Source organism: Thermopirellula anaerolimosa, from assembly GCF_054657335.1.
The window spans coordinates 2,923,722-2,935,933 of the sequence record NZ_BAAHYX010000006.1 but is presented as its reverse complement, the minus strand read 5'-3'; the positions used below and the strand labels follow the sequence as shown (position 1 = coordinate 2,935,933).

7 protein-coding genes are annotated in these 12,212 nt (G+C 62.8%); 4 read left to right on the top strand and 3 right to left on the bottom strand.

What is annotated here, in order from left to right:
* Positions 1-183: 183 nt before the first annotated feature.
* The 3 genes from ACYQ6J_RS16500 to ACYQ6J_RS16490 form a co-directional block, all read right to left on the bottom strand.
* Positions 184-1,659 (bottom strand): DUF1501 domain-containing protein, encoded by a 1,476-nt coding sequence (locus ACYQ6J_RS16500; RefSeq protein ID WP_460185292.1) that lies wholly within the window; start codon positions 1,657-1,659, stop codon positions 184-186.
* Positions 1,660-1,768: 109 nt separating this feature from the next.
* Positions 1,769-4,918, bottom strand: coding sequence for a PSD1 and planctomycete cytochrome C domain-containing protein (locus ACYQ6J_RS16495; protein WP_460185291.1), 3,150 nt, complete (start codon positions 4,916-4,918; stop codon positions 1,769-1,771).
* 300 nt (positions 4,919-5,218) lie between these two features.
* Entirely contained in the window at positions 5,219-5,992 is a 774-nt protein-coding gene (locus ACYQ6J_RS16490) for a class II glutamine amidotransferase (RefSeq protein ID WP_460185290.1), read from the bottom strand.
* Positions 5,993-6,419: 427 nt separating this feature from the next.
* Here ACYQ6J_RS16490 and ACYQ6J_RS16485 point away from each other — a divergent pair, with 427 nt between their 5' ends.
* From ACYQ6J_RS16485 to ACYQ6J_RS16470, 4 genes are all read left to right on the top strand, one after another.
* The gene (locus ACYQ6J_RS16485) at positions 6,420-7,742 is read left to right on the top strand and encodes a Gfo/Idh/MocA family protein (RefSeq protein ID WP_460185289.1); all 1,323 of its coding nucleotides are present in this window, start codon (positions 6,420-6,422) and stop codon (positions 7,740-7,742) included.
* A gap of 248 nt (positions 7,743-7,990) precedes the next feature.
* Positions 7,991-9,046: a UDP-3-O-(3-hydroxymyristoyl)glucosamine N-acyltransferase gene (gene lpxD / locus ACYQ6J_RS16480; RefSeq protein WP_460185288.1), complete on the top strand. Its 1,056-nt coding sequence runs from the start codon at positions 7,991-7,993 to the stop codon at positions 9,044-9,046.
* A 95-nt stretch (positions 9,047-9,141) separates the two neighbouring features.
* Positions 9,142-10,068, top strand: a complete 927-nt coding sequence (locus ACYQ6J_RS16475; protein ID WP_460185287.1) for an LpxI family protein — start codon at positions 9,142-9,144, stop codon at positions 10,066-10,068.
* Positions 10,069-10,199: 131 nt separating this feature from the next.
* Positions 10,200-11,717, top strand: coding sequence for an SDR family oxidoreductase (locus ACYQ6J_RS16470; RefSeq protein WP_460185286.1), 1,518 nt, complete (start codon positions 10,200-10,202; stop codon positions 11,715-11,717).
* Positions 11,718-12,212 lie beyond the last annotated feature (495 nt).

Here is a 12,212-nt window from a genome sequence, read left to right as displayed (position 1 = left end):
CGCCGGTAGTCGCCGCGATCGATCAAGACCGCCGCCCAAAGTCCGCCTCGCGAACCGCCTGCTTTCAGGACTGCCCCCGTTGATTCGCGAGGTGGGTTTGGGTCGGCGGTTCTTTTCGCGCAATTGGTACGCAATTGCCGCGGGACTTCGCCGGGGTAAAGTCGGCCCGCTCGGCCGCGCGGATCAGGCCAGAATCCCCTGAACGACCTCGCCGTGGACGTCGGTAAGTCGGAAGTCGCGGCCTTGGAAGCGGTAGGTCAATTTGGTGTGATCGATCCCCAAGAGGTGCAGGATCGTGGCGTTCAAGTCGTGGATGTGAACGGGATCGCGAACGATGTTGTAGCTGAAGTCGTCCGTTTCGCCGTACACAATGCCAGGCTTGACGCCTCCGCCGGCCAACCACATGGTGAAGCAGCGCGGGTGATGGTCACGCCCGTAGTTCGTCTTGGTCAGCGTCCCCTGGCAGTAGATCGTCCTCCCGAACTCACCTCCCCACACCAGCAACGTATCTTCGAGCAATCCACGCCGCTTGAGGTCGAGAATCAAGGCCCGGCACGCCTGATCCACGTCGCGACATTGCAGGGGCAAGTCCCGCGGCAAATCGCCGTGGTGGTCCCACCCGCGATGGAAGATTTGGATGTACCGCACGTCGCGCTCGGCCAACCGGCGAGCCAAGAGACAATTGGCGGCGAACGTCCCCGGTTTGCGGGCCTCCTCGCCGTAAAGCTCGAAGGTCTCGTCCGGTTCGCTCGAAAGATCGGTTAGCTCGGGCACCGAAAATTGCATGCGGTACGCCATTTCGTACTGCGCGATGCGGGTTTGAATCTCCGGATCGCCGAGCGACTCGTACAACTTCTGATTCAAAGCCGCGACCGCGTCCACGGTCTTGCGCCGAGATTCGGCGGATACGCCCGGCGGGTTGCTCAGGTACAACACCGGGTCGCCTTGAGATCGGAAGCTGACGCCCTGATGTTGCGAGGGGAGAAAGCCCGGGCCCCAAAGACGTTCGTAGATCGCCTGGGCGTCGCGCTTGGCGCTCCAAGTGGAATGCAACACCACGAACGTCGGTAGGTCCGCGTTCATGGACCCCAAACCGTAGGAGAGCCACGCCCCCAAACTCGGCCGACCGGGAACTTGGACTCCGGTCAACAAATACGTGATGGCCGGGTCGTGATTGATGGCTTCCGTGTACATGCTTTTCACGATGGCGATCTCATCCACCACCGTGGCCAAATGGGGCAGCAATTCGCTGATCCACGCCCCGGACTGTCCGTACTGGGCGAACTTGTAGATCGACGGCGCGACGGGGAACCGTTTTTGGCCCGAGGTCATCGTCGTTAAACGCTGCCCCATGCGGACCGATTCGGGCAGGTCCGCGTCGAACATTTCCTGCATCTTCGGCTTGTAATCGAACAGGTCGAGTTGCGACGGCGCCCCGTTCATGATCATATAGATGACCCGCTTGGCCTTGGGCGGGTGGTGCAATTGCTTAAGAACGCCGGCGGCGCCGGGTTGGTGCTCCGGGACGGCGGCCTGAACGCCTCGCATCAACTGCGGGTTGAGCAGGGACGCCAATGCGATCGGCCCCAAACCGCGGGCGACCCGACCGAAAAACTGACGCCGCGTTTCCAGTAATGCCCGTTCTTCTCGCGGATCCATAAGCCTTGCTCCGTTTCGGCGACCGGGACGTGCCGCAGCATTGCGCCACGCGCCGGTTGCCGCGACCGTCCGCCGCCTCGCGCCTGATGGGCGGCGGAAAACCTGCCGCTTATTTGGTGATCGTTTCGTCCAAATTCAACAGCGCGTTGCACACCATGGTCCAAGCCGCCAACTCCGTTTGCGGCAACGATTCCGCGCGTGGAGCCTCGCCCACTCGCAACAACTCCTCCGCCGCGGCGGGGTGCTCCTCGAAATACTTGTGCTGCCATTGCAGCAGGTTCGTTAAAACCGCGGTTTCCTCAGGCCGGGGATAGCGCGAGGTCACCCAGCGGAATCCCTTGGCCACGCGTTCCTCGACGGGCGTCCCTTCGTCGCGGAGCAGACGTTCGGCCATTTTCCGCGCGGCCTCGACGTAGCCCACGTCGTTCATCAGCGCCAAGGCTTGCAAGGGCGTGTTGGTCCGCGGTCGGCGCACCACGCACGATTCGCGGTTCGGGGCGTCGAACACCACCAGGCCCGGCGGCGGCGAGGTCCGTTTCCAGAAGGTGTACAGGCTTCGACGGTACAGGTTCTCGCCGTGATCCTGCACGAACTTCGCGGTATTGCTGGTCGTATAACCGACCGCCTCCCACAGTCCCGCCGGTTGATAGGGCTTGACGCTGGGACCGCCGATCTTCTCCACTAGCAAACCGGACGCGAACAGCGCCGTATCGCGAATGGCCTCGGCGTCCAGTCGGAAGCGCGGCCCACGGGCCAGCAGACGATTGTCGGGATCCTTGGCGAGGAGTTCGGGCGTGACGCGGGCCGTTTGCCGGTAGGTCGAAGACGTCACCAGCATCCGCATCAAACGCTTGACGTCCCAACCGTTCTCCACGAAATCCACGGCCAACCAGTCCAGCAGCTCCGGATGCGAAGGCCGCTCGCCTTGCGAGCCGAAGTCTTCGGCCGTTTTCACTAAACCCGTCCCAAAGACCTGTTGCCAAAACCGATTCACCGTGACCCGCGCCGTCAGGGGGTGATCCGGCAACACCAGCCAGCGCGCTAGTCCCAAGCGGTTGCGGGGATAGTCGGCCGGCATGGGCGGCAAGACGGCCGGCGTCCCCGGTTCCACCTTGTCTTTCGGTTTTTCGTAATCGCCGCGGTCCAGCAAGAAGGCCTCGCGAGGCTGCGGGAGATCCGCCGAGACGAGCGTCCCCACGATTTCGTCGTCCAACTTCTTCAGCTTTTCCTCCAACTCCGTGACGGATGCGTGCAGCGGATCGAACGTCTCGCGGGCATCGGCGAAGACGTATTCCACGAAGTAGTCTTGCAGTTGCTTTTGCGCCGCTTCGTCCCGATCTTCCGGCTTGCGATCGAGGATGTCGAGGATCGGCTTGGGCACGCCGTCGCGTCCCGCCTTGGTTTCTTTCAGCACCAGTTCCCAGCGTCGCAGGGAGCGGTACCGCTCGCCCGCTTGCGGCGTCTTGGTCACGATGCCGGCGTGATCCCAGTAGACCGTGCCTCCGTGCTGCGTAAAGGCCCAACCGTTGATCTGACTGCCGGGTTTCAGGCCGACTTCGGCGACGGGCACCTCCAGACGTACCCATTCGCCGAGCGGCGGCAATTCACCTTTGGGGAACCGCGAGGCTGTGCCGTCGGCCCCCCAAGCGATCACGTTCTCGCCCCAATACGCGCGGTGCTCCCACGAACCGTCGTTGAATTGCAACATGATTTCCCGCGGCGGGTCCGCCGGATCGAGGAACACATACGCGAATAATACGTCTCCCTCGCCGACGGTCAGCGTCGGCTTGGCGCCGGTGAAGAAGTGCTGCGCCTGTCCGTCCGCCTTGCGTCGGAAGGATTTGGTACCGCTAAACACCGGGTGCTCGTCGCTCGCGGCGAATTCCCACGGGTGGCCGTCGAATTGAGGCTGCGCCTCGGGGGGTAGTTCGTCCTCGACCCACACGATCTCCCGCGGGCTCAAATCGGCCGCGGCGGTCAATTCCGCCTCCGGATCCGCGTACTCGATCTTCGCCAGCGCATCGGCGATCTTCGCGCGGACGTCTTGCAGCTCCGCCTCCAGCGCGGCCTTGGTCGTGGCTTGCTCCGGTGTGGGCAATTTGACGACCGGCGGCGTCAGCATGGCGTTTCCGTCCATCGCCGGATCGGCCATGCTGTAGAAATAAGCGTACAAACTGTAGAACTCTTTTTGGCTGATGGGGTCGTATTTGTGGTCGTGGCAGACCGCGCAACCCACCGTCAGCCCCAAGAACGCCGTTCCCACCGTCGAGGTCCGATCGACCGCATATCGCACGAGGAATTCCGCGTCGATGGCCCCGCCCTCGCTGGTCGTAACGTTGCAGCGATTGAAACCGGAGGCCACCTTTTGCTCCAGCGTGCCGTCCGGGACCAAATCACCCGCCAATTGATCGACGATGAAGCGGTCGAACGATTGATTCCGGTTGAAGGCTTGGATGACCCAATCGCGATACGGCCAAATCGAGCGGTAATTGTCCAAGTGCAATCCGTGGGTATCGCCGTAACGGGCAACGTCCAGCCAGTGGCGGGCCATGTGTTCGCCGTAACGCGGAGACGCCAACAAACGATCGACCAACTTCTCGTAGGCGTCGGGAGCATCGTCGGCCAGAAAGGCATCCACTTCCTCGGGCGTAGGCGGCAGTCCCGTCAAATCCAAGGTCACCCGACGGATGAGGCTGGGCTTGTCGGCCTCCGGAGAGGGCCCTAATCCTTCGGATTCCAGTCGCGCCAGAATAAAACGATCGATGGGGTTGCGGCACCAATCCGAGTTGCCGACGTCCGGCAAATCTGGCCGTGACGGAGGAACGAAAGACCAATGCGGCTTGGCCTCCGCGCCGGAATCGATCCAGCGCCCGATGATCTCGATTTGCTGGGGCGTCAACGTCTTCCCGGTGGAAGGCGGCGGCATCCGCTCCGACGCATCCTCCGACGTGATGCGGCGGAAGACTTCGCTATCTTCCCGACTACCGGGCACGATGTACCCGGCGTCGATCGTCTCGCCGATCGCATCCAGACGGAGGTCGGCTTTCCGCGTTCCCGGGTCCGGACCGTGGCACACGTAGCAATTGTCGGAAAGGATGGGACGTACTTGGCGATCGAAGTCGGGTGCCGAGGATTCTCCCGCCCATAACGAAAGCGGCCCAAGGAGGATCATTCCCAGAGCCGCGAAGAGCACTCGTCCGGAAACGTAAGAAGGGGAGGAGCGTCTCGAACCGAAGACCTCGCGCAAGAGCCGAAACATGGGAAAGCTCCCTGACGACCGAGCCATCGACCGTCGGCCGATCGCCCGCCGAACCCTTGGAAAAACCTTACCCGCGCAATGCAAACGACGCCGGAGGGACTTGATGGGGTGTTGAATCAAGCGGTGGCAAATATCGTCAGTCGCAATTGATTATAAATTGACGGAATCGGCCGTCAAGCAATTATGGGAGTCGGCGTGGTACTGATCGACCGCCGCAGTCGTCCGCCCAAACCGGTGCGGCAACCGTAAAAGATGCTCGGTCGCAGTCCTCCAGTGCGTGCGACGGAAGACCGCTTCGGTTCAGTGAACGAAGTCCGCCTCTTTTTCCAAATCGATCTCGTAACGATCGAGGCGAGGAGATACCGCGAACAGACGCCCTGCCGGAATCGGTTCCCAATTCATGCCGCCGCAGGTTTCGGAACCGACGAACACCGCCCGAATCTGGGCAAGGTCCCCGCTCTCCAAGCGGACAGGAGAACCCCAGGCGACCCAAGGGCGACTGGAGTTCACCGGGTTCCAGTCGGCGGCGTACAAAGGATGCTCCGTCCGGAAGGCGAAGATCCATCGTCCGTTGGAGAGTACGAACTGCATCGATTCCGACGCCACGGAGCGGAGGGCGTCGCGAATGCTATCTACGATGTCCCGAGTCTTTTTGATGTTCTGAAGAATCCAGTGGAAAAGGACTTCGGAATCCGTGCCGCCGGTCAACGACTTGCGATGGGCCGGTTCCAACAGATTCACTAAAACCTCTCGGTTGACCTTACCGGAATGCGCAAACATCCAGTTGCGGTAGTGGAAGGGGTGCGAGTTTTCCGGACCGGGGGCGGCCTTTTCCTCGCGGATGTGGGCGATCAGCACGCGGGAGTGGCAGGTATGCGTGAGCGGTTCCGATTCCTTCGCCCGCTGCTCCGGCGAGGGATATTTGAACACGGCGGGGCGCGATCCGTCGTACCAGCCGATTCCCCAACCGGAGGCTCCCGCGCAGTGAGGCAAACCCTCGCGACTTGCCGACGGTTCCGCCCGCAAGTGAACGCTGATCGGTTTTTGGGCAACCAGCCCTAGCAGACGACCCATTCGCTTTGAACCTTTCGCCGGTCGGAAAACACCGCCCTACTTCGCATCCCGCCTCTGCTCGCGATCGGCCGGGTTTCTATATCAACCAGCCTTTCGTCCTTGTTTTCCAACCGCTACAACGTGGCCCGTTTGAAGCGGCCGGCATGCGAAGCGCCCTTTATTACCATCCTTAAAGTATTGCCTTTTGGGCAAATAAATTCAAACGTTTGGTCCTTAATGCGTTCTAGCTCTTTCGAGGGGACATTGAGTTTTGCAGAGCTTTTTCGGGCTTATCGACTGTCGACCGGCGGCTAAAACGGCGAGCCGTTTGCGTTCCGCCGACCGGCTGTCTACACTTTCCGTTGGTCCTGACCGCCGCGCGGTGAAGTGCAGCGAATTAGTCAGGTATCGGTCATCCAAAAACCGCCATACCAGGGAGGCGTGTTCCATGTCCGGCAAGTTTGAGCGGTCCAACCCGTCATCGAGGCTCTCTCGCCGTGATTGTCTCAAGTTGTCCGCGATCGCAAGCATCCCGCTGATGGTACCCCGAAGCGTTCTCGGCGGCGCCGTGGAAGCCGCGCCTTCGGAGCGAATTACCCTCGGTTTCATCGGCATGGGCAAGCAGAACCGGTTCCACCTCAGCCGATTCCTGGGAATGGATCAGGTTCGGATTCTCGCCGTCTGCGACGTGGACACCACCCGCCGGGAGGACGCCAAGCGCCGCGTGGACGAGAAGTATCAGAACGGCGATTGCGAGGCCTACAACGATTATCGCGAGCTCATCGCTCGGGACGACATTCACGCGGTGGTCATTGCCACGCCCGACCACTGGCACACCCACCCCATCGTGGACGCCTGCAAGGCCAAGAAGGACATCTATTGCGAAAAGCCGCTGACGCTGACGATCGCCGAGGCCAAGCTGTGCATCGATGCCGTGAACAAGTACGGCGTGATTTTTCAGACCGGCAGCCAGCAGCGGTCCAGTCGGGAATTTCGCGTGGCCTGCGAAGCCGTGCGGAACGGGCGGATCGGCAAAGTGGAACGGGTCTATGCCTCGGTCGGCGGACCCAGCAAGTGGTGCGACCTCCCCGAGGAACCCATGGAGCCCGGTCTGGACTGGGGAATGTGGCTGGGACAGGCGCCCGAGCGTCCGTACAACTCCGTCCTCAGTCCCCGCGGCGTGCATAACCACTTTCCGGCGTGGCGGAGCTATCGCGAATACTCGGGCGGCGGCATGACGGATTGGGGGGCCCATCATTTCGACATCGCCCAATGGGGCCTGGGGATGGATGGCTCCGGACCGGTGCGGATCATCCCGCCCGAAAATCCCGCCGCCGGGCGCGGCGTCCGTTACATCTACGAAAACGGCGTGGAGCTGATCCACGACGGCTACGACGGACGGGGCGGCGTCAACTTTGTGGGCAGCGACGGCGTCGTGTACGTCGATCGCGGCAAGCTGCAAAGTTGGCCCGACGAAATCGTCAAAGAACCGCTCGGCGACAACGAAAAGGTCCGCCTCTACGTGTCATCCAATCACCACCAAGATTGGATCCAGGGGATTTTGGAGCGTAAGCAGCCCATCTGTCCGGTGGAAGTCGGTGCCGGGTCGGTGACGGTCTGCCATCTGGGGAATCTGGCCTACTGGACGGGCGAAACACTGCGATGGGATCCGCACAACTGGAAATTCGCGGAACCCGCCGGAGCGAACGACTGGCTGGACGGTATCCGCCGCACCCCGCGCCGCGATCCCTGGCAGCTTCCCACAATATAAACCGCCTGCAACATATCGCCGCGACCTTGCGTCGGTCGTACGCCGGCATTGTCCGCGGTCGGATAAGTGTGCGCCGATGCGTCTTGGCATTGGGTTTGCCGGGCAAAGAGTGCGGATGCGGGGCCGGTCGTCTTGACCTTGCCCGTTCCACGGGTTTTCGCTAGGATGGGCGAACCTGGACGGATGAGGTGCGCGGATTTGGAGGCCTCGCGACCCAGGCGCCGATTACCTGTCGGAAAGGATTTCCGATGAATCCCGCTACTCTTGAGCAGTTGAGTCTACTCGTGGGGGGCGAGTACGAGGGACCGGCGGATCTGCCGGTTGAAGGGGCGGCCCCCATCCACGAGGTGAAGGCCGGCCAAATCACCCTCATCGACCGACCGGACCGACTCTACCTCTTGCGAGACACCCAAGCCGCCGCCGTCGTCATCCCGAAAACCGTCCCGGAGTGCCCGCTGCCGGCCATTCGCGCGGACGACGTGCATCGCGCCTTTTCCGCGATCGTCGGCTTTTTTCGCCCGCCGCGGGCGGTGGAACGCCGGGGAATTCATCCGACGGCCGTCATCAGCCCCACGGCCGAACTCGGCGACGATGTGGAGGTTCATCCCTACGCCGTGATCGGCGAGGGCGTTTGCATCGGTTCGGGCAGCACCATCCATGCCGGGGTCCGCATCCTGGACCATTGCCGCATCGGCCGCAATGTGCAAATCTTCCCCAACGCGGTCCTGTACGAGAACACCATCGTGGGCGACAATTGCCGCATCCACGCGGGGGCCGTGCTGGGCGCGTACGGTTTCGGCTACGTCTGCCGCGACGGACGCCACGTCCTCTCCGCCCAGTTGGGAAACGTAATCATCGGGGACGACGTCGATATCGGGGCCAACACCACCATCGACCGCGGCACCTACGGGTCCACGGTGATCGGCGAAGGGACGAAGATCGATAATCAGGTCATGATCGCGCACAACTGTCGGATCGGGCGGCACAACATGCTGTGCGCCCAGGTCGGTATCGCGGGCAGCACGACCACCGGAGATTACGTGGTGATGGCCGGCCAAGTCGGCATCCGCGATCACGTGCACATCGGCGACGGGGCCGTCTTGGGGGCTATGGCCGGCGTGATCCACGACATCCCGCCGCATTCCCGATATGTCGGCATCCCCGCCACACCGGAGCGCGAGCAGATGCTCAAGCAGGCGGCCTTCGCCAAATTGCCCGAAATGCGACGTCAACTCAAGGAACTGCAAGAGACCGTCCGGCGGCTATCCTCCGCGGCGGCGGGCGAACGGCGCGAAGTGGCCTGAGAGCCTTCCCTCCCGCCCTCGCCCGGCATTCGGTCGCGAAAACGCCGTTTCGGACCGGACCTTTGCCGCATTGTTCATCACGAGTGCCGCGCACCATGTCCGGAGTCGCCGCCTCAACCCAAGAATCCCCACTGCCGACGCCTTCGCGGCGAGAAGACTCGCCCCCACCGACCACGATCCCCGGAAGGATCGGCCTGATCGCCGGATGGGGAGACTACCCGATCATCCTCGCCCGAACCCTCCACGAGCGCGGAATGGCCGTCTTCGGCTTGGGCGTCCGCGGGCATGCCGACCCGGTCATCCGCGACTATTGCCGCGACTTCGCCTGGATCGGGTTGGGGCAACTCGGTCGCGCCGCGCGGTTCTTCCGCCGCTGCGGCGTCGCCCATGCCACCATGGCCGGCAAGATCCACAAAGTCATCCTCTTCCAACGTTGGGCCTGGTTGCGACACCTCCCCGACGCCTATGGCTTTCGGACCTTCGCCCCGCATTTCCTCCTTCGGGCCAAGGATAACCGCGACGACTCGCTGCTGAGCACGGTGTGCGAGGCCTTTGCCCGCCGCGGCATTCGCATGTTTCCCGCCACCGATCTCGTCCCCGAAGTCTTAGTGGAACCCGGCGTGCTCACCCGTCGGCAACCCACCGCCGCACAATGGCAGGACATCGCCTTCGGTTGGCGAATCGCCAAGGAGATGGGCCGACTCGACATCGGCCAGACCGTGGTCGTCAAAGACCTGGCCGTGCTGGCCGTGGAGGCGATCGAGGGGACCGACTCCTGCATCCTTCGGGCGGGGGAACTGTGCGGGGCGGGCGGATTCACCGTCGTCAAGGTCGCCAAGCCCCGGCAAGACATGCGATTCGACGTGCCCACCATCGGGATGAATACCGTCCGCAACGTGGCGAACGGACGTGGGGCGGTCCTGGCCGTCGAGGCCAAGAAAACGATCTTTCTGCACCGTCGCGACGTATTAGACCATGCCGACGCCCACGGCGTGGCCCTGGTGGCCCTCGGCGGAGCGTAGCGCGACCGTAGAGCGCCTCGACCGACTCCGCCGCGATACCCCGAGGAACTGTTTGCCGTTCCGCCAAGCGACGCCCTCCGCGGCGACGCCGTAAAGTTGGGACCGACGCCCAATCCCGAGATTCCCGCGTCATGGAATCGATCGACGCTGCCTCTTCGCCGCCTTCTCCGGAGACTTCGCGGCGGGACATTATTCTTCTGACGGGAGCCACCGGATACATCGGCGGGCGACTGTTACCCATCCTCGAAGCCCGCGGTTCGCGGTTGCGGTGCCTGGCCCGCCATCCCGAAAACCTTCGTTCGCGAGTCGCTCCCTCCACGGAATTGGTCCGCGGAGACGTTCTGGACGCCGAATCCCTGACGGCGGCCTTCCGAGACGTCCACACCGCCTACTACCTGATTCATTCCATGGGTAGGGCGGGCGATTTCGAACGAGATGAAGCGCGAGCCGCCGCCAATTTCGCCGCCGCGGCCAAGCAGGCCGGCGTACGCAGAATCATCTACCTGGGCGGACTGGGCAATCCTCGACATCGACTCTCCAAGCATCTACGGAGTCGGCAAGAGACCGGGAACGTGCTCCGCGCATCCGGCGCTCAGGTCATCGAATTCCGCGCCTCCATCATCATCGGTTCCGGCAGCGTCTCGTACGAGTTGATTCGGGCGTTGGTCGAGCGCGTGCCGCTGATGATTTGCCCGAAGTGGGTGAATGTGCCCGCCCAACCGATCGCCGTCGAGGACGTCCTCGATTACCTGGTCGCCGCACTGGATCTGCCGCTTGGCGAGAGTCGCATCTTCGAAATCGGCGGTCCGGACCGGGTGGGCTACGGCGACATCATGCGGGAATACGCGCGGCAGCGCGGCCTGAAACGGATCATGATCCCCGTTCCCGTGCTCACGCCGTATTTGTCCAGTTTGTGGCTGGGATTGGTGACTCCGGTCTATGCCCGCGTAGGGCGAAAGCTCATCGAAGGATTGCGGAACCCCACGGTCGTCGAAGACCCCGCGGCGCTGGAGGTCTTCCCCATTCGCCCCCGGGGCCTTCGCGAGGCGATCGATCGGGCCATGCACAACGAGGACCGCGAATTCGCCGCGACACGGTGGTCGGACGCCCTTTCCGCAAGCGGAATCAAGCCGCGTTGGGGCGGCATGCGATTCGGCTCCCGGATTGTCGATACTCGGATCGTCTCCGTTTCCGTCCCTCCCGCCGCGGCTTTCGCCCCCATCGAGCGGATCGGCGGGCGCACCGGATGGTACTACGCCGACGGCCTGTGGCGACTGCGGGGGCTACTGGACCTGCTGGTGGGCGGCGTCGGATTGCGCCGAGGGCGTCGGGATCCCCTGCATCTCCGCGTCGGGGATGCCCTGGATTTTTGGCGCGTCGAGGACTTCGAGCCGAACCGCCTCCTGCGACTCCAGGCGGAGATGAAACTGCCCGGCCGAGCGTGGCTCGAGTTCGAAGTGACGCCTGCCGATCACGGATCCACGATCCGCCAAACCGCCGTGTTCGATCCATTGGGCCTGTTCGGGCTGGTCTATTGGTACGGTCTGTATCCCATGCACTGCCTGGTTTTCGCGGGGATGTTGAAGGCCCTAGCGCGTGCGGCGGAGGCCGGTGCGGCAAAGAACGAACAGCCCGACGATTCCCCCTGAGACGCTCGTTCGACGATCGCGCGCCGCTCCCACCCCCCGCGTAACACGCGCTTTATCCTAGAGCCACCAGCGTAAACTAGTGGTGTTAGTGGCGTAACACGCGCTTTATCCTAGAGCCACCAGCGTAAGCTGGTGGTGAACGCTGGGTTGCGCCGTAACACCGCCGGCTCACGCCGGCGGCTCTCTTTCGGGTCCTGCGCACAACGCGAAATAGTCGGGAGCCACCAGCGTAAACTAGTGGTGTTATTGGCATAACACACGCTTTATCCCAGAGCCTCCAGCGTAAACTGGTGGTGAACGCTGGGTTGCGCCGTAACACCGCCGGCTTACGCCGGCGGCTCTCTTTTTGGGTCTTGCGCACAACGCGAAATAATCAGGAGCCACCAGCGTAAACTAGTGGTGTTAGTGGCGTAACACGCGCTTTATCCTAGAGCCACCAGCGTGAGCTGGTGGTGCATAACTAGAGCCACCAGCGTAAGCTGGTGGTGAAAGAGC

Coding starts and splice junctions, on each gene's coding strand:
- ACYQ6J_RS16500 (WP_460185292.1), bottom strand. CDS start 1,659: ATGGATCCGCGAGAAGAACGGGCATTACTGGAAACGCGGCGTCAGTTT.
- ACYQ6J_RS16495 (WP_460185291.1), bottom strand. CDS start 4,918: ATGTTTCGGCTCTTGCGCGAGGTCTTCGGTTCGAGACGCTCCTCCCCT.
- ACYQ6J_RS16490 (WP_460185290.1), bottom strand. CDS start 5,992: ATGGGTCGTCTGCTAGGGCTGGTTGCCCAAAAACCGATCAGCGTTCAC.
- ACYQ6J_RS16485 (WP_460185289.1), top strand. CDS start 6,420: ATGTCCGGCAAGTTTGAGCGGTCCAACCCGTCATCGAGGCTCTCTCGC.
- lpxD (WP_460185288.1), top strand. CDS start 7,991: ATGAATCCCGCTACTCTTGAGCAGTTGAGTCTACTCGTGGGGGGCGAG.
- ACYQ6J_RS16475 (WP_460185287.1), top strand. CDS start 9,142: ATGTCCGGAGTCGCCGCCTCAACCCAAGAATCCCCACTGCCGACGCCT.
- ACYQ6J_RS16470 (WP_460185286.1), top strand. CDS start 10,200: ATGGAATCGATCGACGCTGCCTCTTCGCCGCCTTCTCCGGAGACTTCG.